This window comes from Streptomyces sp. NPDC048644 (assembly GCF_043199105.1).
In the GTDB taxonomy this organism is placed as follows: domain Bacteria; phylum Actinomycetota; class Actinomycetes; order Streptomycetales; family Streptomycetaceae; genus Streptomyces.
Map to the genome: position 1 here is coordinate 365,290 of NZ_JBICVO010000004.1, position 24,443 is coordinate 389,732.

Sequence of the window (24,443 nt, forward strand, 5' to 3'; positions counted from 1 at the left end):
GCGCCCGACGTTACCTGCTGGCCCTGCGGGAAGTCCCGACCCGCGAACGGTCGGACCCGAAACACCCCCTGCGGGAACCGTTTGTATGACTGATCCGGGTGCCTGTGGATAACTCGGCGCACGAAATCCGCGTTCGGCGCATGCTGGTCCCGCAGGACGCAGAAGGCAGGCGCAGAGGGCAAGCGGACGGACGGAAGACGGGGGCGGATGTCATGCATCCGATGGTGAAGCCCGCGCTGCGGCGCGGCTGGCGGGACAGGTCCACGGTGCGGTTCGGGGTGACGCCGGCGCATGCGGTGGTGGTCGGGCCCGTGGACATGGCGACGGGCTATTTCCTGGACATGATCGACGGCAGCCGCACCATGGATCAGCTCGTCGCGGACGCCGCGGCGCTGGACCTGTCACCCGGTCATGTGCGGGGTGTGGTGGACCGGCTCGGTGCCGCCGGGCTGTTGGACGCCCCGGCGGCGGGCGGGCCCGCGGCGGACGCGGTCCGTGCCGACGGCCCGGCCTTCGAGCGGCTCCGGCCCGACCTGGCGTCCCTGTCGGTCCAGCACCCGGAGGCCACCGGCGCGTTGGGGCGAATGGGGGCGCGCCGGGCGGTACGCGCGCGGGTGCGGGGCGCGGGGCGGGTGGGAGCGGCCATCGCGGCGCTGTTGTCCTCCGGGGGCATCGGCCGGGTGGAGGTGCTGGACGGCGGGAAGGTCGAGCCGTGGGACGTGCTGCCCGGCGGGCATCCCGCGGAGCGCATCGGCGAGCGGCGGGACGCCTCCGCGCGGCGGCTGGTGCACGACACCTCGCCGTGGGCACGCAGGCCACGGCCGGTCGGCCCGGTGAGCGAGACGGGAGAGCCGGGCCTGTCCCTGGTGGTGCTCGCGCCGCGCGACGGCCTCGGGGCGTACGCGCCCGACCCGGTGCTGTCCGAACCGCTGCTGACGGCCGGCATTCCGCACCTGTACGCGGGGGTGCTGGAGGGCACGGGTGTGGTGGGGCCGCTGGTGCTGCCCGGCGGCTCCGCGTGCGCCCGCTGCGACGAATTACGGCGTACGGAAGCGGAGCCGGCCTGGCCGCGGCTGCTGGCGCAGTGGCGTTCGGGGCGCATCTCCCCCGCGGTGCCCGCCTGCGACGCGTCCCTGGCGACGATGGTCGCGGGGCAGGCCGCAGCGCAGGCGCTGGCGTTCCTCGACGGTGCGCTGCCACCGTGTACGGGCGCGCGGCTGGAGTTCGCCCTGCCCTGTGCGGAGCTGCGCACGGTGCGGATCGCACCGCATCCGGAGTGCGGCTGCGGCGCGGCGGAATCCTCCGCTGCGGCGGACACCTCGGATCCGTCGCCGCAACACGCCACAATGACGGAGTAACCCCGGTTGGGGACAGTGTGAGTTGGAGGGGCGCATGTCTGATCTTCCCCGCAAGGCGGTCACCCGTACCGCCAAGCTGGCCGCGCTGCCACTGGGGTTCGCCGGCCGCGCCACCTGGGGCCTGGGCAAGCGGATCGGCGGCAGATCCGCCGAGATCGTCGGCCGGGAGCTCCAACAGCGCACCGCGGAACAGCTCTTCAAGGTGCTGGGCGAGTTGAAGGGCGGCGCGATGAAGTTCGGGCAGGCGCTGTCCGTCTTCGAGTCGGCGCTGCCCGAGGACGTCGCCGAGCCATACCGTGCGGCGCTGACCAAGCTTCAGGAAGCGGCCCCGCCGATGCCGACGCGCACGGTCCACACGGTGCTCGCCGAGCGTCTCGGCGAGGACTGGCGGGAGCTGTTCGAGGAGTTCGACGACAAGCCGTCGGCGGCGGCCTCGATCGGCCAGGTGCACCACGCGGTGTGGCACGACGGCCGCGAGGTGGCGGTGAAGGTGCAGTACCCGGGGGCGGGCAAGGCCCTGCTGTCGGACCTGGCGCAGCTGAGCCGGTTCGCGCGGCTGCTGGGCCCGCTGATCCCCGGCATGGACGTCAAACCGCTGATAGCCGAGTTGCGCGACCGGGTGGCGGAGGAGCTGGACTACGCGCTGGAGGCCCAGGCGCAGCAGGCGCACGCGGAGGAGTTCGCCGGCGATCCGGACGTCCTGGTGCCGGCCGTGGTGCACCAGGGCGAACAGGTGCTGGTCACCGAATGGTTGGAGGGGCGGCCACTGTCCGAGGTCATCGCGGACGGCAGCCAGGAGGAGCGTGACCGGGCCGGGCAGTTGCTGGCCCGCTTCCTGTTCTCCGGCCCGGCGCGGACGGGCCTGCTGCACGCCGACCCCCATCCGGGCAACTTCCGGCTGCTCGGCAACGACGGCCCGGTGCACGAGTGGCAGTTGGGCGTACTGGACTTCGGCACCGTCGACCGGCTGCCCGAGGGACTGCCGCCGACGATCGGCACGTCGCTGCGGATGACGCTGGACGGCGAGGCGGAGGCGATCTACCGCCAGCTGTGCGAGGAGGGCTTCGTCAAGGACTCCATCGAGCTGGACCCCGGCGCGGTGCTCGACTACCTGCTGCCGATCATCGAGCCGGCGCAGGTGGAGGAGTTCACCTTCACGCGGAGCTGGATGCGGCAGCAGGCCGCCAGGATCGGTGATCCCCGCTCCCCCGCGCACCAGTTGGGCAAGCAGCTCAACCTGCCGCCGTCGTATCTGCTGATACACCGGGTGACGCTGAGCACGATCGGGGTGCTGTGCCAACTGGGCGCGACGGTACGGCTGCGCGACGAACTGGCGGCGTGGCTGCCCGGCTTCGTGGCGGAGCCCGTCGAGGCGCCCGACACCTTGGAGGTCGAGGAGTCCACGGCGTGAACCTCCTGCCGCGCATGCGTCAGGAGGCCGGGCCCCGGCGCCCGTAGCGGTCGTGCGGGCACGGCTCTACGGGCGCGCGCTCACCACCCGCTGGAGTCCAGGCGCCCTTCGATGGCGCGGAGGTTCTCCCGCGCGCAGCTGACGCAGAAGTAGCGACGGGTGCCGTTCTCGACGGAGCACGTCCAGGTCGGCGGGGTGCCCTCGGCGATCGTGCCGCAGCGGGCGCAGAGCGTGTTCTCGGCGGCGGATTCCGGCTGTTCATACGCCTTGTCATACGTGTTGCGTTCCACCGTCCGACGATAGCCCCGTCGGCCGCCCGAAAGCGGATACCACGCACCACGGGGCCCGCCCTGTCGGACGGACCCCCGTGTGGGCGGCACCGGTGTGCCGCTTTACTGCATCACTGCCATGGCCAGTGCCCGGCGGGCACGGAGCGACGCGCGTTCGGCGCGCCGCTGCATACGCCGCGCGGCGGCGAGCCGATGAGCCCTCCGTTCGGACTCGGCCTCATGCAGGCGTTCGTGCATATGAGCACGCGCCAGGGCTTCTGGGATGAGTTGCATTTCGAGGTTCCTGTTCTGGCGCGACTCGATCGCACCGGAGTTCATGGGGGCGGGCATGTCGGTGACTGTGGGGTTCATCGCTGGGTCCTGCTTCTGGGGATCCCGGGTGACGGGACGGTCGATCGTTCCTGTGCCGGAGGTGTTCATGCCGCAACCGGGTTCTTGCGCGGACGGCCACGCGGGCGCTTCCGCGCCACGACGACGCCCTGGACGAAGAGTTCCCCGCCCCAGACCCCCCACGGCTCGCGGCGGTCCTTGGCGCCGGCCAGACACGCCTCACGCACCGGGCAGGTCTGGCACAGGGACTTGGCGTACTCGACGTCGGCCGGGGACTCGGCGAAGAAGACCTCGGGGTCATAGGTCCGGCACGGTACGGCGGCGCCGAGACGGTCGATTTCGTTGTCGAGCTCGGTGAGGGGCAGCAAGGAGTTCTCCTGGGGGTCGGGCGGAGGGATCAGGTCGGTCGCTACGGACGGGGTGTGCGTCTGGAGTTGCACGGTGGTGTGTTCCTCGTCTGTGTGGCCCGGCTGGTGGCTGGGCTCTTGGGCAAAACAAAAGGGCCGCGGATCCCGGTGTGGGTTCCGCGGCCCTGGAAGGTGCCGACCTGATCGTGCCGATCAGGCTGGATCTCTCCAGGGTTCGAGGCTGCGGTAGGCCCACGTTTCATGCTGCTGCTGGTACTGCTTCGGGAATCCGGCACCATTGGCCGCCGCGTGGGCAAAGGCATTCGCCGCTGCCGCCGCTACCGCAGGTGCCTCGGTCGGTCGCGCGCTGCTCTCCTCGGTCGACAGGACCAGGAGGGACTCGGGACGCGCGACCTCGACGCCGGACAGGCGGCCGAAGCCGGACATACCGGTGCCAAGGAGCGAAGCGCCGAGAGCGCAGGGGGCGACGACCGAACGATCGGTCATTTTGTTCATCTCGATAATGCTGATCACTGGGCTCGCCTCCTCTCGGCGTCTCGGTGGACCGGGAATCCCGTTCCAAGCTCGTTCAAGTACAGCACGGATTCTACGGATCTCGGAAGGCCCGTTGTCACCGTGCTCCCGCAGGCTATGGGGATGCCGTCCGCGCGCGCAAACTATTTTTCCGACGAGTTTTCCGCGGCCTCCCCGGAACCCTCCCCAAGGCCGTCCGCGCAGCCGTCCTCCGGCTCCTCACCGGCACACAGCGCCAGCACATCCGCACCGAAACGGTCCAGCTTGCGCCGGCCCACACCCGAGATGCCCGCCAGCTCCCCCGCAGTCCCCGGCACGGCCTCCGCGATGGCCATCAGCGTCTTGTCCGTGAACACGCAGAACGCCGGCTGGCCCAGCCGCCCCGCCTGCCCGGCCCGCCAGTCCCGCAGCCGCTCGTACAGCGCCTCATCGACATCCGAAGGACAGTCCTCGCAGCGCATCAGCTTCATCTCGCCCGCGTCGGTCAGCGTCCTGCCACACACCCGGCAGCGAGCCGGAGAACGGTCCCTACGGCGCACGGAGCCCGCCGCACCGCCCGCGCCGCGCTCCACGCCTCCCGCCACCGCGCCCGCCGCACGACGGGCCGTGCCGCCGCCCGCACCGGGACGCAGACCGTTCAGGAACCGGCTGGCCCGGCGATTCGCCCGGCCGCCCGGGGAACGGGCCAGGGCCCACGACAGCCCCAGATGCCGGCGCGCACGGGTGACGCCGACATACAGCAGCCGACGCTCCTCCTCGACCTGCTCATCCGTCTTCGCGTACGTGATCGGCATCATGCCTTCGGTGAGCCCCACCAGGAAGACGGCGTCCCACTCCAGGCCCTTCGCCGCGTGCAGCGAGGCGAGCGTCACACCCTCCACCGTCGGCGCGTGCTGGGCATGGGCCCGCTCGTCCAGCTCCGCGACGAGATCGGCGAGAGAGGCCCCCGGCCGCGCCCCGGCGAAGTCCTCCGCGAGCCGCACCAGCGCCGCCAGCGACTCCCAGCGGTCCCGCACCGCCCCCGATCCGGCCGGCGGCTCGCCCGTCCACCCCTTGGTGCTCAGCACCGCCCTGACCTGCGACGGCAGATCCACGGCGTCGTCCAGCAACGCGTCATTGCCGCCGAACCTGGCGGCGCTGCGCAGCGCGACACCCGCCTCGCGCACCTCGGGCCGCTCGAAAAACCGCTCGGCGCCACGCAGCTGATACGGCACCCCGACATCCGCCAGCGCCTGCTCGTACACCTCGGACTGCGCGTTGATGCGGAACAGCACCGCGATCTCGCCCGCCGAGACACCCGACGCGATGAGGTCACGGATCCGGCGCGCGGTGCCCTCGGCCTCGGCGGGCTCGTCGGCGTACTCGACATACACAGGCTCCGGGCCCGCCTCGCGCTGCGACACCAGCTCCAGACGGTGCTCGGCGGCCCGGCCGCTCGCCTGGGTGAGCAGACCGTTGGCGAGATGCACCACCTGCGGCGTGGAACGGTAGTCGCGGACCAGCTTGACGACCGTCGCGCGGGGATGACGGGTACGGAAGTTCAGCAGGTGGTCCGGGGTGGCCCCGGTGAAGCTGTAAATCGTCTGGCTGGCGTCGCCCACCACACACAGCGCATCGCGCTCCCCCAGCCACAAGTCCAGCAGCCGCTGCTGGAGCGGGCTGACGTCCTGATACTCGTCGACGACGAAATGCTGGTACTGGGCGCGGATCTGCTCCGCGATGTCGTGCCGGTCCTGGAGCACCCCCACCGTCAGCAGCAGCACATCCTCGAAGTCGATCACGCCGCGATCGCGCTTGAGCTGCTCGTACATGGTGTATATCTGCCCGACCTCGGCCGGATCGCGGGGCGCCTCCCGGCCCGCCTTGGCGACCGCCGCCGGATAGTCCGCCGGCACCGTCTGAGTGACCTTCGACCACTCGATCTCCGCCGTGACGTCGCGCAGCTCATTGCGGTCCAACCGGATACGGCAACGCGCCGCCGCCTCCGCCACCAACTGGATCTTGCGCTCCAGCAGCCGCGGCACCTCACCGCCCACCGCCTTCGGCCAGAAGAACTGCAACTGCCGCAACGCCGCGGAATGGAACGTCCTCGCCTGCACGCCGCCCGCACCCAGCTGCCGCAGACGCCCGCGCATCTCACCCGCCGCACGCGCGGTGAAAGTGACGGCCAGCACACTCGCCGGCTGCAGGATCCCCGCCCGCACGCCGTACGCGATCCGATGGGTGATCGCGCGGGTCTTGCCCGTGCCCGCACCGGCCAGCACACACACCGGACCGTGCAGAGCCGTCGCCACCTCGCGCTGCTCCGGGTCGAGCCCGTCGAGCACCGCGTCGGCCGAATCCGGGACCTGCGGGAAAAGAGAGGAGTCCGATGCTGCTGTCACCCCGCCATGCTGCCAGGTCCACCGGGACACCCGGGAAAACCGTCCACAGCCGCCGCCTCCGGTCGTACCGGGGAACGCTTCTGGGGACGGCCGAACACATCGATCGCCGGTCTCTGCTTTCGTGGGGTGAGGCGGGGTCGCGGGAGGTGGTGGTGGGGTGATGGTGGGGGCGCTGGAGGGCTGGGGGGTGGGGCCGAGGGGGCGTTGAGAGCTTGAGGGGGCTGGGGTGGGGTGGGGCGGGGGCGGGCCCCCCGGGGGGGGAGGGCGGGGGAAGGAGAAGCCCAAGAACCCCCCGGGAATGGTCCAGGCATCACGGACGTTCTTTTGGTTGCCGCCTTCCCGGGGCGGGGCATGGGCCCCGGGCCGGTGGGGTCGGGTCCGGGCTGTAGGGGCCCGGCTCGGTTGTCGGGCGGCTTCTGTTCGAGACTTACCGAAGGAGCGCAGGACGCATGGCGGGCACTGTGACGATGTACAGCACGACCTGGTGCGGTTACTGCCGTCGGCTGAAGGGCCAGATGGACCGCGAGGGCATCGCGTACAACGAGATCAACATCGAGCTTGACCCCGAGTCCGCGGCGTTCGTGGAGAAGGCGAACGGCGGCAATCAGACGGTGCCGACCGTGCTGGTCGTCCCGCCCTCCGGCGGCGAGAACATCGTCATGACGAACCCGAGCCTGAATCAGGTGAAGCAGGCCCTGGCCGTCTGATTCCCACGGCGCTGCGCCCCCTCCGGCCGATGGTCGGAGGGGGCGCAGCGGTGTGTGCGGGATGGTCCGCGGCGGGGTCGCGGACCGGTGGTTCACCTCATGGCTTGGGCAGCGGCTTGCCGTACCAGGTCTCGATGAGGCGGGCGGCGATGGAGATGCCGTAGGGGGGCAGTACCTCGCCGGATTCGAAGGCGGCGCGGAGGTCCTCCCGGGAGAACCAGCGGGCCTCTTCGATCTCCTCGCCGTCGACCTGGATGTCGGATGAGGTGGCGCGGGCCATGAAGCCGAGCATCAGGCTGGAGGGGAAGGGCCAGGGCTGGCTGGCGATGTATTCGACGTCGCCGACGACGACTCCGGCCTCTTCGAAGACCTCGCGGGCCACCGACTGTTCGATGGGCTCGCCGGGTTCGACGAAGCCGGCGAGGGTGGAGAAGCGGCCTTCGGGCCAGTGGACCTGGCGGCCGAGGAGGGCGCGGTCCTCCTCGTCGGTGACGAGCATGATGACGGCCGGGTCGGTGCGCGGGTAGTGCTCGGCGCCGCAGGCGGGGCAGCGGCGGATGTGACCTGCGGCGGCGATGACGGTGCGTTCGCCGCAGCGGGAGCAGAAGCGGTGCAGTCGCTGCCAGTTCTCCAGGGCCACGGCGTGGACGAGGAGGCCGGCGTCGCGCGGGGAGAGCAGCAGGCCGGCTTCGCGGAGTCCTGCGGGGCGCGCGGACTGGTCCATGCGGCCGGGCAGGGAGTCCTTCTGGAGGGCGAAGTAGCTGACGCCTTCGTCGTCGGTGCCGAGGTAGTAGCGGTGTGCTTCGGTCATGGGCGCCTCGAAGGAGGGCGTCATGATGAGTTCGGTGCGGCCGTCGGGGGTGTCGTCGATGAGGGCCTGGCCGCCGGAGACCACGAAGACGCGCGTCGACGGGTGGCTCCAGGCCGCCGCGAGCCATGCCTCGTCGAGGCGGTGATGTGCGGAGCGGTCGATTCCGCTCGGCGCGCTGAAGGTGAGCGGCCGGTCGGCGCTGTGGTCGGTCCAGGTGGTCACTGCTGTTTCCAACTCCCCCTATGACGTGGGTGATTGCTGCGTACGGGCACGGTGCGGCACGGCGGTACGCGTGCGGGTCAAGCGGTGCGCCAGTTCTCCGCCAGGTCGCCCCACAGGTGGGCGGCGGTCTCGACGCCCTTCATCAGCAGGTCCAGTTCGACCTTTTCGTTCGGTGCGTGCCAGCCGTCGGAGGGGACGGATATGCCGAGGAAGAGGACCGGGACGCCGAGGACGTCCTGGAGGTCGGCGGCGGGCCCTGAGCCGCCTTCGCGGGTGAAGCGGATCCGTTGGCCGAAGGCGCGGCCCATGGCGCGGGCGACGGATTGCAGGGCCGGGTGGTCGAGCGGGGTGAGGCAGGGGCGGGTGGCGCCCCAGAAGGTGAGGTCGTGGCGGATGCCGGCGGGGAGGCGGGCTGCGACCCAGTCGCGTACGGACTGCTGGACGGCGTCCGCGTCCTGGCCTGCGACGAGGCGGAAGGAGAGCTTGAGCTGGGCGGTGGCCGGGACGATGGTTTTGCCGCCGGGGCCCTGGTAGCCGCCGGAGATGCCGTTGACCTCGGCGGTGGGGCGGGCCCAGATGCGTTCGAGTGTGGTGCTGCCGGCTTCGCCGAGTGCGGCGTGGGAGTGGGCGGTGCGCAGCCATTCCGCTTCGTCGAAGGGCAGCTCGGCGAAGAGTTCCCGTTCGCGGTCGGTGAGTTCGATCACGCCGTCGTAGAAGCCGGGGATGGCGACGCGGCGGTCGTCGTCGTGCAGGGCGGCGGCGAGGCGGGCGGCTTCGGTGGCGGGGTTGGGTACGGCGCCACCGAAGGAGCCGGAGTGGATGTCCTGGTCGGGGCCGTGGAGGTCGATCTGGCAGTCGGTGAGGCCGCGCATGCCGGTGCAGACGGTGGGGGTGTCCTTGGACCACATGCCGGTGTCGGAGACGATCACCGTGTCGCAGGCGAGGCGGTCGGCGTGCCGGGCGATGAGCGCAGGGAAGTTCGGGGAGCCGGATTCCTCTTCGCCCTCGATGAGGAGTTTGAGGTGGACGGCGGGGGTGCTGCGGCCGGTGGCGGCGAGGTGGGCGCGGACGCCGAGGGTGTGGAAGAACACCTGGCCCTTGTCGTCGGCGGCGCCGCGTGCGTAGAGCTTGCCGTCGAGGGTCTGCGGCTCGAAGGGGTCGGTGTGCCAGCCGTCACCGGGCGCTGCGGGCTGTACGTCGTGGTGTCCGTAGACGAGCACCGTCGGGGCGTCGGGGTCGTCGGAAGGCCAGTGGGCGTAGACGGCGGGGAGGCCGTCGGTTTCCCAGATCTCGGTGGTCGGGAAGCCGGTGTCGGCGAGCTTCGCGGCGAGCCATTCGGCGCTGCGGCGCACATCGCCGGCGCGGCCGGGATCGGCCGATACGGAGGGGATGCGCAGCCAGTCGGCGAGGTCGTCGAGGAAGGTCTCGCGGTGGCTGGTGATGTACGCGCGGACGGCGCTGTCCGGGGTGGTGCTCATGTGCCCGAGCCTATCGGCCTTCTGGGGGAACGCGGTCGGCGGTCTCGCCGATGAGGATGCGTTCCAGACCTGCACGGCCGGGGAGGCCGGCGGGTCTGATGAGGTCGCCGGTGCGGACGTGGAGGAAGGCGGCGTCGACCTCGGAAGGGTCGAGTCCGTGGCGCTCGGCCCAGGCGAGGCGGTAGACGGCGAGTTGGAGGGGGTCGGCGTTGCGGCCGTGGCCGGTTTTCCAGTCGATGATCTCGAAGCGGTCGCCATCGGGTCCTGGGTTCTTGTAGACGGCGTCGATGCGACCGCTGATCACGCGGCCGGCGAGGGTCATCCGGAAGGGTGTCTCGACGCGGTACGGGGTGCGGTGGGCGTACGGGGTGCGGGCGAAGGCGTCCTTGAGGGCTTCGAGGTCCGCTTCGTCGGCGATGTCGGCTTCTTCGTCGGCGATGTCGGCTTCTTCGTCGGTGCCGGGGAGTTCGTCGGGGCCGATGAGGGGGAGGGTGAGTTCTTCGAAGCGGGATTCGACCCAGGCGTGGAAGCGGGTGCCGCGGCGGGCCGCGGGCTGGGGCGCGCGGGGCATGGGGCGGGCCAGTTCGCGGGCGAGGCCGTCGGGGTCGGCGGCGAGGCGGAGGAGCTGGGTGGCGCTGAGGGCGTGTGGGAGGGGCACGTCGCGGACGGTGGCGCGGGAGCGGCGCAGTTCGGCGGCGAGTGCGTCGAGGTCGCGGTCCCAGGAGCCGATGGTGCGGCGTTCTTCGGGGAGGAGGGTGTGGGGGGTGGTGTCGGGGTCGGCGGCAGGGCCGGGGGCGGTTTCGGAACCGGCTTCGGCGGCGGGACGGGTGCCGGTGGTGGCGGGGTCGGCGGGATGACGGGGCTCGGGGATGGCCGGGTGCGGGGGGTGTTCCGGGGCGTGGTCGGGGGCCGCTGCGGGGTCGGCGGCGTGCTCGGGCTCGTCGGGCTCCGGGAAGTCGCCCTCCGGGTCGCCCTCCGGGTCGTGTTCCGGGGCGTACGCGCCCGCCGTGCCGTCGTCCCCCGGGCCGTACGTGTCGTCGTACGCGTCGTCGTACGCGTCGTCGTACGCGTCGAACGCCGGGTCGTCCTCCGGCGGCGGGGGCCAGTCGGGGGCGTCGGCGAACAGGGAGCCGGCGGGCGGGGCGGCGGGGGGTGTGTCCGGTGTCACCTGTGGTGTGGGGGGTGACTGGCGGCGGTGGAGGTGGGCGCGGACCGTGGCGGCGGCGGCGCGGCGGCGGGCGGTGGCGGTGGGGTCCAGGGGCAGCGGCCATTCCTGTTCGGTGGTGGCCTCGGCGAGTGCGGGGTTTTCCGCGCCGTCCTCGGGGGCGTCGGCCCATGCCTCGATGTCGCCGTGGCCTGCTTCGCAGTGGGTGCGCAGGGCTTCCAGGAAGGCGGACGGGCCGCGGGGGCGTTTCTGTTGCGGGCCCCACCAGTGGCCGGAGCCGAGCAGGAGGGAGCGGGGGCGGGTGAAGGTGACGTAGCCCAGGCGGAGTTCTTCGGTCTCCTGGTGGTGCTTCATCGCCTCCTTGAAGTTCTTGAGGCCGCGGGCGTCCCATTCCTCGACGTCGGGGAGGGTGGCGGCGTCGCCGCGGAGGGTGTGCGGCAGGACCTTGGGCTGGGTGATCCAGGACTCGCGGGCCTGTTCGCTGGGGAACTGCTTGGTGACCAGGCCGGGGACGGCGACGACGTCCCATTCGAGGCCCTTGGATTTGTGGGCGGTGAGCACCTTGACGGTGTTCTCGCCGCCGGGGAGTGAGCTGTCGAGGCCCTTTTCGTGCTGGACGGCGGTGCGCAGGAAGGCGAGGAAGGCGGGGAGGGTGGCCTCGCCGTCGAGGGTGCCGCTTTGTTGGGCGGCGAATCCCGCGGCGGTGTCGAGGAAGGTGCCGAGGGTTTCGCGGCGGCGGGCGGCGAGGGCGTGCGGTGAGGCGGAGAGTTCGACTTCCAGGCCGGTGGTGGCGAGGACGCGGTGCAGGACGTCCATCAGCGGGTCGCCGAGGGAGCGGCGCAGGTCGCGGAGTTCGGTGGCGAGGTAGGCGAAGCGGATCCTGGCCTCGGGTGAGAAGGGCAGGCCGTCGTCGGGGCCTTCGGCTTCGAGGAAGGTGTCGAGGGCGTCGGCGAGGGAGAGGGTTTCGGCGGGGTCGGTGCCTTCGACGGCTTCGGCGAGGCGCTGTCCGGGGTCGTCGGACGGGGTGCCGTGGTGGACGAGGGTGCGGGCGCGGCGGCCGAGGAAGGCGAGGTCGCGGGGGCCGATGCGCCAGCGGGGGCCGGTGAGGAGGCGGACGAGGGAGGCGTTGGCCGTGGGGTCCTGGAGGACGTCGCAGACGGCGACGAGGTCGGCGATTTCGGGGAGGTGGAGGAGTCCGGAGAGGCCGACGACCTCGACGGGGATGTCCCTGGCGACCAGTTCGCCCTGGATGCGGGCGAAGTCGCCTGCGGTGCGGCAGAGTACGGCGATCTCGCCGGGTGGGGTGCCGGTGCGGACGAGGTGAGCGAGGGAGTCGGCGAGCCAGGCCAGTTCTTCGGCGTGGGTGGGCAGCAGGGCGCAGCGGACCGTGCCGTCGCGTTCGGCGCCGGGGGCGGGGCGGAGCGCTTCGACTCCTGCGTGCAGGTGGCGGAGGGGGGCGGCGAGTCCGTTGGCGAGGTCGAGTAGCCGGCCGCCGCTGCGGCGGTTTTCGCTGAGTGCGTGGCGGTGGGCGGGGGTGCCGTCCTGGAGGGGGAAGTGGTCGGGGAAGTCGTCGAGGTTGGCGACGGAGGCGCCGCGCCAGCCGTAGATGGCCTGGCAGGGGTCGCCGACGGCGGTGACGGCGTGCCCGGTGGCGGTGCCGTTGGCGGCGCCGAAGAGGCCGGAGAGCAGGAGTCGCTGGGCGACGGAGGTGTCCTGGTATTCGTCGAGGAGGACGACGCGGTAGGTGTCGCGGAGGATGCGGCCGACTTCGGGGCGGGTGGTGGCGAGGGTGGCGGAGAGGGCGATCTGGTCGCCGAAGTCGAGGAGGTCGCGGCTGCGTTTGGCGGTGCGGTAGGCGCGGACGAGGCTGAGGAGTTCGATGCGCCCGCGGCTGGTTTCGGGGACTTTGCGCAGGTCGGCGTTGGTGAGGGGGGCGGTGTCGAGGGTGGTCAGCAGGTCGGTGTCGTGGGTGTGGAGCCGGTCGGGGTCGACGAGGTGTTCGGCGAGTTCGGCGTCGAGGGCGAGGAGGTCTTCGACGAGGGCGGGGAGGGATTTGGTGAGCGCCGGGTAGGGGCCGGGGGCGGCGCGCAGGACGCGGGCGGCGAGCTGGAAGCGGGTGGCGTCGGCGAGGAGCCGGGCGCTGGGTTCCAGGCCGATGCGCAGGCCGTGGTCCTTGAGGAGTTGTCCGGCGAAGGCGTGGTAGGTGGAGATGCGGGGCTCTCCGGGGGGCTGTTCGCCGCCGGGTGGGGTGTCGGGTCCTGGGGTGGGGTCGGTGACGCCGGCGGCGTGGAGTGCGGTGCGGACGCGTTCGGCGAGTTCACCTGCGGCTTTGTTGGTGAAGGTGAGTCCGAGTACTTCTTCGGGTGCGACCTGGCCGGTGCCGACGAGCCAGACGACGCGGGCGGCCATGACGGTGGTCTTGCCGGATCCGGCTCCGGCCACGATGACCTGCGGGGCGGGCGGTGCGGTGATGCAGGCCGTCTGCTCCGGTGTGAACGGGATGCCGAGGAGTTCTTTGAGCTGCTCGGGGTCGGTGAGTCGCGCTGGCACATCGAAAACCGTAACGGGCGGCACTGACATTCCCGCCCTGTCGGCTCTTGGCACGGCTCTCACCTGGGGCGATGTGGGTGGGATGGAGGTGGGCGTGGGTCATTCCACGACGTGTTTGCCCTCGGGTCTGGCGCTGCACGAGGCGCGGAAGGCGCAGTGGGTGCAGTGGGTGCCGGTGGTGGGGGTGAAGCGTTCTTCCAGGACGCGTCCGGCGGCGGTGGCGAGGAGTTCGCCGATCCATGCGCCGTCCAGGGGTGGCTGGGCCTGGACGGCGGGCAGGGCGTCGCCGCCTTCCTTTTTGGGCGCGCCGAGCCGCAGGTGGACGAGTTGGGCGCCCGCGGTGTCGGGGGTCTGTCCGGCGAAGGCGTCGTCGGCGGCGCCTTCGCGCAGTGCGAGCTGGTAGACGGCGAGCTGGGGGTGGCGTTCGACTTCGGGGCCTGTGGGTTTCTGTTTGCCGGTCTTGAAGTCGACGACGTAGGCGCGGCCCTGTGCGTCGCGGGCGACGCGGTCCATGCTGCCGCGGATCCGGACGGCGTAGGCGCCGGCTTCGAGGGTGACGTCGAAGCCGTGCTCGGTGGCGACGGTTTCGCTGCCGTGGGTGTCGCGTTCGTGGACGTGCCAGCGCAGGAAGCGTTCGAGTGCGGCGCGGGCGTGGTCCTTTTCCTGGCGTGATTTCCAGGGGGCGTCGAAGGCGAGGGCGTCCCAGACGGAGTCCAGGCGTTCCATGAGGACGGCCAGGTCGGCGGGGGTGCGGCCGGAGGCGACCTCGTCGGCGAGTACGTGGACGACGTTGCCGAAGCCCTGGGCTGCGGTGGCGGGGGCGTCGGCCTTGACCTCGCGGCCGAGGAACCACTGGAGGGCGCAGGTGTTGGCGAGCTGGTCGAGTGCGCTGCCGGAGAGGACGACGGGGCGGTCGCGGTCGCGGAGCGGTGTGCTGCTGTGGGTGGGTTCGTGCAGGCCCCACCAGTTGTCGGGGTGGGCGGCGGGGACGAGGGGGCGGTCTTCGTCGTCGTGCAGGGCGGCGAGTTTCGCGAGCCGTTCGGCGGCGGCCTCGCGCAGGGCGGGGGTGGCGGACGGGTCGACGGTGGTGGCGCGGAGTTCGGCGACGAGGGCGGCGACGGCCAGGGGGCGGCGGGGTCTGCCGGTGACGTCCTGGGGGGTGACGCCGAGTTCGGTGAGGAAGCGGGAGGGCTGGTCGCCGTCGTCGGCTGCGGCTTTGACGGCGGTGACGACGAGGCGGTCGCGGGCGCGGGTCGCGGCCACGTAGAAGAGCCGGCGTTCCTCGGCGAGCAGGGCGCCGGGTGTGAGGGGTTCGGCGAGTCCGTCGCGGCCGATCCGGTCGGCTTCCAGGAGGGAGCCGCGGCGGCGCAGGTCGGGCCAGAGTCCTTCCTGGACGCCGGCGATCACGACGAGGCGCCATTCCAGGCCCTTGGAGCGGTGTGCGGTCATCAGCCGTACGGCGTCCTGGCGGACGGTGCGGCGGGTGAGGGTGTCGGCGGCGATGTCCTGGGCGTCGAGTTCTTCGATGAAGTTGAGTGCGCCGCGGCCACCGGTGCGTTCCTCGGCGCGGGCGGCGGTCTCGAAGAGTGCGACGACGGCGTCGAGGTCGCGGTCGGCGTTGCGGCCTGCGGCGCCGCCGCGGAGGGCGGCGCGTTCCAGGCGCTGCGGCCAGGGGGTGCCGTTCCAGAGTTCCCAGAGGGCGGCCTCGGCGGTGCCGCCCGCGGCGAGGAGGTCGCGGGCGGTGCGCAGCAGCGGTCCGAGGCGTTGGGCGCCGCGGGCGTAGGCGGGGTCGTGGGCGACCAGGCGCTGGGGGGCCGCGAGTGCGCGGGCGATGAGGGTGTCGGACGGCGGGGGCAGGGGGTGTCCGGCGGCGCGTTCCTCCTCGCGCAGGGCGCGTCCCAGGCGGCGCAGGTCGGCGGAGTCCATGCCGCCGAGGGGTGAGGTGAGCAGGTCGATGGCGGTCTCGGGGTCGAGGGGGGCGGCTTGCGGTGCCTCGCCCTGCTCGTCGGGTACGTCTCCGGGCTCCGGCTCCTCGTCGGCGTCCGGCTCTCTCCGTAGTGCTGCCTGCGCGGCGGTGCGCAGGGCGGACAGGAGGGGGGCGACGGCCGGTTCGTGGCGCAGTGGCAGGTCGTCGCCGTCGATGTCGAGGGGGACTCCGGCGGAGGTGAGGGCGCGGCGGACGGCGGGTATCGAGCGGCCTCCGGCGCGGACGAGTACGGCCATCTCGTGCCAGGGCACCCCGTCTTCGAGGTGGGCGCGGCGGAGTATGTCGGCGATGTTGTCGAGTTCGGCGCCCGGCGTCGGGTACGTGTGGACGTCGACGCGACCGCCGTGCCGTACGGGGGCAGGGTCGCGGTGGGCGCGGACCTTCCGGGCGGGCAGGCGGGTGAGCGGCATCCGGTGGGCGAGCAGCCGGGTGGCGGCCAGGAGGTCGGTGCCGGAGCGGCGGTTGGTGGTGAGGACCGCCACCGGGGCGGGTGTGCCGTCGCCTGCCGGGAAGGTGTCGGGGAAGTCGAGGATGCCGTTCACGTCGGAGCCGCGGAAGGCGTAGATCGACTGGTCGGGGTCGCCGAAGGCGACGAGGGTGCGGCCGGGTGCGGTGTCGTGGCGGGGGCCGTGGTCGTGTCCCGCGAGTGCGTGCAGCAGCCGGATCTGGGCGGCGTCGGTGTCCTGGTACTCGTCGACGTAGACGGCGTCGTAGGTGCCGGCGAGTGCGGTGGCGACGTCGGGTTGTCCGGCGAGCAGTACCGCGCGGTGTACCAGTTCGGCGTAGTCGAGGACGCCCTGTGCGTCGAGTACGTCGAGGTATTCGGCGAGGAAGCCGGCCGCGGCGCTCCAGTCGGGGCGGCCGGTGCGGCGGGCGAAGTCGGCGAGTGCGTCGGGGCCCAGGCCCAGTTCGCGGCTGCGGGCCAGGACCGCGCGGACCTCGTCGGCGAAGCCGCGGGTGGTGAGGCAGGCGCGGAGTTCGTCGGGCCAGCCGAGCCGGGAGCGGTCGGCGCCTGCCAGTTCCGCCTGGCCTTCGAGCAGTTCGCGGACGACGAGGTCCTGTTCGGGTCCGGAGAGCAGTCGCAGCGGGTCGGCGAAGAGGTCGGCGTCCTGGTGGGCGCGGACCAGTGCGTAGCAGAAGGAGTGGAAGGTGGTGGCCTGCGGCAGGGTGGTGCCGCCGATACGGGCGGCGAGGCGGTCGCGGAGGGCGACGGCGGCCTTGCGGCTGAAGGTGAGGACGAGGATCCGCTCGGGGTCGGTGCCCTGGTGTACGCGGTGGGCGACGGATTCGACGAGGGTGGTGGTCTTGCCCGTGCCGGGGCCGGCCAGGACGAGCAGCGGTCCTTCGCGGTGCTGAACCACGGCGCGTTGGGCTGCGTCCAAGGCAGGGGGATCCACCGGCCCCGGGTCGGTGCGTACCAGGCGGTACGTACCGGGGGCGTCCCGCCGTGCCGCGTGCGGGTGTGGCCGCGTCGGCGGGATGTCCGAGAAGGAGGAGCTCACGTGGATCGCCGGTTCTGGTGGAGGTGCTGTTCGTGCTGCGGTCGGTGACGCCGTGCCGGGCGTCTTCGGGGGCGGTACGGGCCGGGCCCGCGCGTCCGGGGTGCGGCGGCGGGGCGGCGGTTTCCGCGCTGTCCGACGCTACGCCAGGTGGCGCACGGGCCGCAGCGCGTCCTGCGGCCGGATCCGCGATGCTGGCAGGTGTGCTGCCGGCCGGGGTCTTCGGCATCCCGCCGGGCGAGGTGCCCGGTGCGCGGGACGGTGCGTGGTGGGCGCCGCCGGGGCGGGTGGGGTCAGGGCTGTGCCTCCGGACGGTGGCCGTCTCCGGGCGGTGTGTCGTCCCACGCGTCTCCGGGCGGTACGCCGTCCCCCTCGCTGTCCTGGACCGGCCGGCCGTCCCACCGTGCCCGTCGCATGTCGAGTCGCGGTATGTGTCCTGCTGTGGCTCCGCGGCCCTTCGACGCGCCGCCGCGTGCGGTGTCGCGCAGTGGTGTGTCCTCGTCGCGGTAGTGCGCCAGGGCGCGCAGTTCGCTGCCCGGCAGCAGGGCGCCGTCCGCGCGGACCACGCGCCACCAGGGCACCGCGCCGCCGTAGAGGGCCATCACCCGGCCGACCTGTCGTGGTCCGCCGGTGCCCGCGGTGCCGGGCGGTGCCTCGCCCGCCAGCCATTCGGCGATGTCGCCGTAGGTCATCACCCGGCCCGACGGGATCAGCTCGGCGACGCCGAGTACCTGCTCCGCGAAGGCGGGCAGCTCGGCCGCCGCGGGCGGGGTGGTGTCGTCCGCGGGTGGCCGTGCGGTGTTTCCGGTACCACTCATTCGGCCCATACTGCCGCACCCCACCGACAACGGCACACGGCGCACGCGGGGGCGGGGTGCGGCGCTCCCGGAGTGCGCGCGGGGCGGTGCGCCCGGCCTGTTGCGGCGGCCTTCGTTCCGTTTCCCGCGTCCCCGAAATGCACCCTGATGCCCCCCTCCCCCGCACGGCCGTGCCACCATCTTCCCGGCGGTGACCGGTGAGACGAGATCGAGGAGAGCCAGCCGGGCAGCAGGGAGCGGGACCTCCGACGGGGGCCGGCGGCCCTGCCGCACCGGAGCCGGAGGCCGCTGCCACCGCACCGGAGGTGGCCGCGTCCAGCACGCGGCGCGGCCGGCGGCGGGTGGCCCAACAGGGGAAGCAGCAACGGAGGTCGGCGACGGCGTCCGCGACCGAAAAGGCGAGCACGATCGAGAAGGCCGAACGACCCGAGGCGTCCGAGAGGCCGGAAGGGCCCGCAGAGCCCGCGCACCGCGAGGGGCACGACGAGGACGAGCAGGAGCAGCGAAGGCAGCGGGAGCAGGGCACCGGGCCGCAGCCGGACGTGGAGCACGCGGGGCCCGAGCGTCCCGCCGGTGCGTCCGCGTGCGGCGCCGGTGCGCATGTGCCCGGGTCCGGGTCCGGGTCGCACCGTGCCGCGCCGGACGGCGGCGGCTGCGGTGAGATCCACGTCGACCGGGTATCGGGCGACGAGCCGTTGCTGCCCGCGCGGGTCCACCGGCCGTCCGATCTGCTGCGGCTGCTGCTCGGCATCGCGGGGATCGCGCTGGTCCTGGCGCTGGCGACGTTCGCGCACGCCACCACGCAGGGGCTGGCGGACGACATCGGCAAGGGCGCGGGCGCCGCCCCGCGGCTGCTGATCAACTTCGCCGGGCTCGCGTCGAGCGTCGCGGTGCTGATCGTGCCGGTGGCGTTCGCCGTGGAGCGGCTCATCAAACGCGACGGGCTGCGGATCGCCGACGGTGTGCTGGCCGCTGTGCTGGCGCACGGGGTGTCGCTGGCCATGGACCTGTGGGTGGCCGACGCGGCGCCCGAATCGATCCGGGTGGCGTTGACGCAGCGGATGCAGGACGGCTCGCTGACCGCCCCGGTGCACAGCTATCTCGCGCCCGTCATCGCGTACATGACGGCGGTGGGCATGTCCCGCCGGCCGCGCTGGCGGGTCGCGATGTGGTTCGTGCTGCTGCTGGACGCGTTCGCGGTGCTGGTGGGCCGCTACACCACGCCCTTCGCGATCGCCACGACGGTGCTGATCGGCTGGACGGTGGCGTACGGCACCCTCTACGCCGTGGGCTCCCCCAATGTGCGGCCCACCGGCCAGCATCTTCTGGCGGGTCTTCGCCGGGTCGGTTTCCGTCCGGTGTCGGCGCTGCGCGCGGAGGACGCCGGCAGTCCCGAGCACACCGACCGTGGCCGCCGCTATCTGGTGACGCTGGAGGAAGGACCGCCGATCGATGTGACGGTCGTCGACCGTGAGCAGCAGGCGCAGGGCTTCTTCTACCGGGTCTGGCGCCGGCTGTCGCTGCGCGGCATCAATCAGCGGCGCAGCCTCCAGTCGCTGCGGCAGGCCCTGGAGCAGGAGGCGCTGCTGGCGTACGCGGCCATCGCCGCGGGGGCCAACGCGCCGAAGCTGATCGCCACGTCGGAGCTGGGTCCTGACGCGGTGATGCTGGTGTACGAGCACATCGGCGGGCGCGGTCTTGACTCGCTGGCGGACGAGGAGATCACCGACGCGCTGATGCACAGTGCCTGGCGGCAGGTCGAGGCGTTGCAGTCGCGGCGGATCGCGCACCGGCGGCTGGTCGGGGACGCGCTGCTGGTGGATCGTTCCGGCAATGTCGTGCTGACGGAGCTGCGCGGCGGTGAGATCGCCGCGGGTGACCTGGTGCTGCGGATGGACATCGCGCAATTGCTGGCGACGCTGGGGCTGCGGGTGGGTGCCGAGCGGTCGGTGGCCGCGGCCGTCGAGGTGCTCGGCCCGGACACCGTCGCCGACAGCCTGCCGCTGCTCCAGCCGATCGCGCTGAGCCGGACGACGCGGGCGACGCTGCGGCAGCTGGCGCGGGAGCGCTCGGCGCGGGAGCGGGACGCGGTGCTGGAGGCGTCGCGGGCGGCGAAGGAGGCGCGTGAGGCGCGGACCGCGGAGGTGGCGCACGACCGCAAGGCGCTGCGGGCCGAGCGCAACGCCCTGAAGAACGCCGAGAAGCGGGCCCTGGACGAGGCGTCCCAGGAGGCGCGGCAGGAGGATCTGCTGGCCCAGATCCGGCAGCAGGTGCTGCTGATCCGGCCGACGGCGACGATCGAACCGGCGAAGCTGGAGCGGCTCAGCCCGCGGAAGCTGATCACCTGGATCGCCGGTGCGTTCGCCGTCTATCTGCTGCTGTCGCAGGTCAGCGACTTCAATCTGACGGATGTGGTGACCCGGGCCGAGTGGCCGTGGGTGCTGGTCGCGATGTTCTTCTCGGCGACGACCTATCTGGCGGCGACGATGAGCCTGCTGGGCTTCGTCACGGAGAAGGTGTCCTTCGTCAGGACGATGATCGCGCAGATCGCCGGCAACTTCGTGAAGCTGGTGGCGCCGGCCGCGATCGGCGGTGTGGCGCTCAACGCCAGGTTCCTGCAACGGGCCGGGGTGCGGCCGGGGTTGGCGGTGGCGAGCGTCAGCGCGTCCCAGCTGTTCGGTCTCGGCAGCCACATCCTGCTGCTGCTGACCTTCGGCTATCTGACGGGCACGGAGCACGCGCCGCAGCTGTCACCGTCGCGTACGGTCATCGCCGGTCTGCTGACCGCTGCCGTGCTGGCGCTGATCGTCACGGCGGTGCCCGCGCTGCGCAAGTTCGTGTCCACCCGGGTGCGTTCGCTGTTCGCGGGGGTGGTGCCGCGGATGCTGGACATTCTCCAGCGGCCCCGGAAGCTGATCACGGGCATCGGCGGGACGCTGCTGCTGACGGCGGCGAACGTGATGTGTCTGGACGCGTCGATCCGGGCGTTCGGCGGTGGCGACAAGCTGAGCTACGCGAGCATCGCGGTCGCCTTCCTCGCCGGGAACGCGCTGGGTTCGGCGGCGCCGACCCCCGGCGGAGTCGGCGCGGTCGAGGGCGCGTTGATGGGTGCCCTGACCTTGTCCGGGCTCACCTACGACACGGCGTTCCCCGCGGTGCTGCTGTTCCGGCTGATGGTCTTCTGGCTGCCGGTGCTGCCCGGCTGGGTGGCGTTCAACTACCTGACGAAGAAGGGCGAGATCTGACCCGCCCGCGTCCGCCGCTTCCTCGTCGGTGACGCCCCGCGTACCGAAGAGCCGGGATCTCCGCGCACCGTACGGCGTGCGGAGATCCCGGCTTCTGTCGCTGTGCGGCGGGGCCGTCAGTAGACCGGCTTCTCCGGCTCGACGGTGTTGACCCAGCCGATGACGCCGCCGCCGACGTGCACCGCGTCGGCGAAGCCCGCGGACTTGAGGACGGCGAGTACCTCGGCGGAGCGGACGCCGGTCTTGCAGTGCAGGACGATCTTCTTGTCCTGCGGCAGGTCCTGGAGGGCGGTGCCCATCAGGAACTCGTTCTTCGGGATCAGCTTGGCGCCGGGGATCGAGACGATCTCGTACTCGTTCGGCTCGCGGACGTCGATGATCTCGATCTTCTCGTCGGCGTCGATCCACTCCTTGAGCTGCTGGGGAGTGATCGTGGCGCCCATCGCCGCTTCCTGGGCTTCTTCGGACACGACGCCGCAGAAGGCTTCGTAGTCGATCAGCTCGGTGACGGTGGGGTTCTCGCCGCAGACCGCGCAGTCGGGGTCCTTGCGGACCTTGACCTGGCGGTAGGTCATCTCCAGCGCGTCGTAGATCATCAGGCGGCCGACGAGCGGGTCGCCGATGCCGGCCAGGACCTTGATCGCTTCGTTGACCTGGATGGAGCCGATGGAGGCGCACAGCACACCGAGGACGCCGCCCTCGGCGCAGGAGGGCACCATGCCGGGGGGCGGGGGCTCCGGGTAGAGGCAGCGGTAGCAGGGGCCGTGCTCGCTCCAGAACACCGACGCCTGGCCGTCGAAGCGGTAGATCGAACCCCAGACGTACGGCTTGTTCAGCAGCACGCAGGCGTCGTTGACGAGATAGCGGGTGGCGAAGTTGTCCGTGCCGTCCACGATCAGGTCGTACTGCGCGAAGATCTCCATGACGTTCGTGGAGTCCAGGCGCTCTTCGTGCAGGTTGACGGTGACGTACGGGTTGATGCCCAGGACCGAGTCCTTGGCGGACGCGGCCTTGGAGCGGCCGATGTCCGCCTGGCTGTGGATGATCTGGCGCTGGAGGTTCGACTCGTCGACCTCGTCGAACTCCACGATGCCGAGGGTGCCCACGCCGGCCGCGGCGAGGTACATCAGCGCGGGCGAACCCAGGCCGCCGGCTCCGACACAGAGCACCTTGGCGTTCTTCAGCCGCTTCTGCCCGTCCATCCCGACGTCGGGAATGATCAGGTGGCGGGAGTACCTGCGGACCTCGTCGACGGTGAGCTCCGAAGCGGGCTCGACCAGGGGTGGCAGCGACACGGAAGACCTCAACAAGGGGGTTGGTCGATGATTCAGTACGGTTGTTCTGCCAGTAACACTGCCACGCCCGTCTTCATTCCAAGACACCCGGTCCGATGCGCGAGACGAAATCGTCCCAGTAACCGGGCAGCGTCTCCCAGGCGTCGCCGCCCCGGTCCCTGCGGTCGGTGAAATACACCGTGCCGGCGCCCTGCCGGCGGGCGATCCGCAGCGCCTCGTCGAGGTGGGCGCGCGGCACGCCGTGCACGAGGTGGCAGAACCGCTCGGGCGGGTGGTCGGCGGTCCACTCGGCCGCCTGCGACCAGCGGTATTCGGCCCACGGCCCGGCGAAGGTGACGAGCTGGTCGGCGGATTCGGCGTAGCCGGGGAAGGGCTGTGCGCCGTGCCCGAAGACCACATAGGAGTGGTCGACGAGGGTGCGCAGGGCGGTGGCGGCCCTCCGGGATTCGGGCAGCATCGTCCGGTCCGTGGGACAGCGATCGAGCCAGAAGCCGTCGGTCTTGTACCACTCCAGGTAGCGGTGCGCGTCGGCCAGCAGTTCCCCGAAGGGCCTGGCCCCGTCCCGCATGTCGAGGTGTCCCAGCAGCCGGACACCCGTCTCACGCAGCCGGGCCGCGGCGGGCAGGCAGTGCGGGTCGGGGCGGGCGCCCGGCCCGTTCGAGACGTTGAGCACCGCCCAGTGCAGCGGCGCCACACCCGTGTGCCCGAACCGGGCGTCCCGGGACGGAACGAATCCCCGGGAGATCCGCAGCAGTCCGGCCCATTCGGTGGGCGCGACCAGTGGGTGGGCGATGCCCGGGACGCCGACCCCCAGCGGCGCCGCGCCGGTCGGGGCGCGGGCGGTGTCCACGGTGGTCAGATGCGGCATGCGGCCTCCATCCAGATGTCGGCGAGCGATTCCTCCAGTCCGATCCGTGGCCGCCAGCCGAGCCGGTCGCGCGCGGTGCGCACATCGGCCTGCTGCCAGGTGCCGCAGCCGTCCGGGTAGGGGTAGGTGGGCGCCGCGCCGCCGTGCTCGGGGGAAGGCCCCGGGATGACCAACCGGGTGGGCGGTGAGTCGAGTTCGTGCAGCGCGCCGCCGAATCCGGCGACCCTGGCGAGGACGGATGCGGCCTCGCGCAGCCGCACGGCGCGGCCGGTGCCGATGTTGACGACGCCCTGCGCGGCGGACAGCGAGGCGGCGTGCACGGCGCGGGCCACGTCGCGTACGTCGACGAAGTCCCGCTGGACGCCGAGGCCGCCGAGCTTGAGTTCGCTGTCGCCCGACTGCATGGCGCGGCGCATCGCCTCGGCGAGCCTGCCGAGCGGGGATCCGGCCGGGGTGCCGGGCCCGACGGGCGAGAAGACGCGCAGCACGACGGCGTCCAGACCGGATCCCAGGACGAGTTCGGTGGCGGCGAGCTTGCTGACGCCGTAGGGGCCGCCGGGGCGGGGCACGGCGTCCTCAGCGGTGGAGGATCCGGGCTGGGATGGACCGTATTCGGAGGCGCAGCCGAGGTGGACGAGGCGGGCGCCGCAGCCGCTGCGGCGCAGCGATTCGCAGATCGTGGCGACGGCGACGGTGTTGTGCCGGGTCAGGTCGCGGGCGCCGCCGCGGGTGGCGCCCGCGCAGTTGACGACGACGCCGGGGTGCACGGCGTCGAGGAAGCGGGTGAGCGCGCCGGGGCTGCCGGTGGCGAGGTCGAAGCGGACGTCGGCGTCGTCGCCCCGGCCCAGGACGGTGAGCTGGACGGCGGGGTCGGCGAGCAGGCGGTCGGCGACGTAGCGGCCGAGGTATCCGTTGGCGCCGATGAGCAGGACCCTCATCGTGTGACCCCCCGGTCCCCGTGGCGTGTGGTCGGGTGGACGTTCATGTGTGGTGCTCCTCAGGCAGGTTGGCGGGAATGCGTCGGGTTCGGCCGCGGACGGGCGGCCGTCCTGGGGACGGCGGCCCGGTGGGGGGCGGGGTCCGCGTCGAAAGGGGTGGCGCCGGCCGTACGTGGGGCGGCGGCGGGGTGTACCGGGGGCGCGGG

At 72.3% G+C, this 24,443-nt stretch carries 17 protein-coding genes; 4 read left to right on the forward strand and 13 right to left on the reverse strand.

Annotation, left to right across the window (positions count from 1 at the left end; translation table 11 throughout):
• Positions 1–221: 221 nt before the first annotated feature.
• Positions 222–1,358, forward strand: a complete 1,137-nt coding sequence (locus tag ACGFNI_RS11300) for a ThiF family adenylyltransferase (RefSeq protein ID WP_393682664.1) — start codon at positions 222–224, stop codon at positions 1,356–1,358.
• Between the two features lie 34 nt (positions 1,359–1,392).
• Complete coding sequence (locus ACGFNI_RS11305; protein ID WP_393682666.1) at positions 1,393–2,769, forward strand: ABC1 kinase family protein; 1,377 nt, start codon at positions 1,393–1,395, stop codon at positions 2,767–2,769.
• Between the two features lie 80 nt (positions 2,770–2,849).
• Here the strand turns inward: ACGFNI_RS11305 and ACGFNI_RS11310 are convergent, their stop codons facing one another.
• The 5 genes from ACGFNI_RS11310 to ACGFNI_RS11330 form a co-directional block, all read right to left on the reverse strand.
• Positions 2,850–3,059 carry a hypothetical protein gene (locus ACGFNI_RS11310; protein ID WP_393682668.1) on the reverse strand — a complete coding sequence of 70 codons (210 nt, stop codon included), beginning with the start codon at positions 3,057–3,059 and terminating at the stop codon, positions 2,850–2,852.
• A 102-nt stretch (positions 3,060–3,161) separates the two neighbouring features.
• Positions 3,162–3,479, reverse strand: coding sequence for a hypothetical protein (locus ACGFNI_RS11315; protein ID WP_393682670.1), 318 nt, complete (start codon positions 3,477–3,479; stop codon positions 3,162–3,164).
• Entirely contained in the window at positions 3,476–3,829 is a 354-nt protein-coding gene (locus ACGFNI_RS11320; protein WP_393682671.1) for a WhiB family transcriptional regulator, read from the reverse strand. The genes ACGFNI_RS11315 and ACGFNI_RS11320 overlap by 4 nt, the downstream gene beginning before the upstream one ends.
• Before the next feature lie 120 nt (positions 3,830–3,949).
• Positions 3,950–4,270 carry a hypothetical protein gene (locus tag ACGFNI_RS11325; protein WP_393682672.1) on the reverse strand — a complete coding sequence of 107 codons (321 nt, stop codon included), beginning with the start codon at positions 4,268–4,270 and terminating at the stop codon, positions 3,950–3,952.
• Between the two features lie 143 nt (positions 4,271–4,413).
• Positions 4,414–6,654 (reverse strand): ATP-dependent DNA helicase UvrD2, encoded by a 2,241-nt coding sequence (locus tag ACGFNI_RS11330; protein WP_393682673.1) that lies wholly within the window; start codon positions 6,652–6,654, stop codon positions 4,414–4,416.
• A gap of 449 nt (positions 6,655–7,103) precedes the next feature.
• Here ACGFNI_RS11330 and ACGFNI_RS11335 point away from each other — a divergent pair, with 449 nt between their 5' ends.
• Entirely contained in the window at positions 7,104–7,361 is a 258-nt protein-coding gene (locus ACGFNI_RS11335; RefSeq protein ID WP_393682674.1) for a glutaredoxin family protein, read from the forward strand.
• Between the two features lie 97 nt (positions 7,362–7,458).
• Here the strand turns inward: ACGFNI_RS11335 and nudC are convergent, their stop codons facing one another.
• The 5 genes from nudC to ACGFNI_RS11360 form a co-directional block, all read right to left on the reverse strand.
• Positions 7,459–8,394, reverse strand: a complete 936-nt coding sequence (gene nudC, locus ACGFNI_RS11340) for an NAD(+) diphosphatase (RefSeq protein ID WP_393682676.1) — start codon at positions 8,392–8,394, stop codon at positions 7,459–7,461.
• Positions 8,395–8,471: 77 nt separating this feature from the next.
• Complete coding sequence (locus ACGFNI_RS11345; protein WP_393682677.1) at positions 8,472–9,872, reverse strand: dipeptidase; 1,401 nt, start codon at positions 9,870–9,872, stop codon at positions 8,472–8,474.
• Between the two features lie 10 nt (positions 9,873–9,882).
• A complete protein-coding gene (locus ACGFNI_RS11350) occupies positions 9,883–13,587 on the reverse strand; it encodes a UvrD-helicase domain-containing protein (RefSeq protein ID WP_393682679.1) in 3,705 nt (1,234 codons plus the stop codon).
• 99 nt (positions 13,588–13,686) lie between these two features.
• A complete protein-coding gene (locus tag ACGFNI_RS11355; protein WP_393682680.1) occupies positions 13,687–17,076 on the reverse strand; it encodes an ATP-dependent helicase in 3,390 nt (1,129 codons plus the stop codon).
• Between the two features lie 290 nt (positions 17,077–17,366).
• Entirely contained in the window at positions 17,367–17,891 is a 525-nt protein-coding gene (locus ACGFNI_RS11360; RefSeq protein WP_393682682.1) for an MGMT family protein, read from the reverse strand.
• 305 nt (positions 17,892–18,196) lie between these two features.
• Between ACGFNI_RS11360 and ACGFNI_RS11365 the strand changes: the two genes are divergently transcribed.
• Positions 18,197–21,136: a lysylphosphatidylglycerol synthase domain-containing protein gene (locus ACGFNI_RS11365; protein ID WP_393682684.1), complete on the forward strand. Its 2,940-nt coding sequence runs from the start codon at positions 18,197–18,199 to the stop codon at positions 21,134–21,136.
• Positions 21,137–21,252: 116 nt separating this feature from the next.
• Here ACGFNI_RS11365 and moeZ read toward each other — a convergent pair whose 3' ends face one another.
• The 3 genes from moeZ to ACGFNI_RS11380 form a co-directional block, all read right to left on the reverse strand.
• The gene (gene moeZ / locus ACGFNI_RS11370) at positions 21,253–22,431 is read right to left on the reverse strand and encodes an adenylyltransferase/sulfurtransferase MoeZ (RefSeq protein ID WP_393682686.1); all 1,179 of its coding nucleotides are present in this window, start codon (positions 22,429–22,431) and stop codon (positions 21,253–21,255) included.
• A gap of 73 nt (positions 22,432–22,504) precedes the next feature.
• Positions 22,505–23,299 (reverse strand): spherulation-specific family 4 protein, encoded by a 795-nt coding sequence (locus ACGFNI_RS11375; protein ID WP_393682688.1) that lies wholly within the window; start codon positions 23,297–23,299, stop codon positions 22,505–22,507.
• Complete coding sequence (locus tag ACGFNI_RS11380; protein WP_227050743.1) at positions 23,287–24,237, reverse strand: NAD(P)-dependent oxidoreductase; 951 nt, start codon at positions 24,235–24,237, stop codon at positions 23,287–23,289. Before ACGFNI_RS11380 ends, ACGFNI_RS11375 begins: the two co-directional genes overlap by 13 nt.
• Positions 24,238–24,443: the final 206 nt, after the last annotated feature.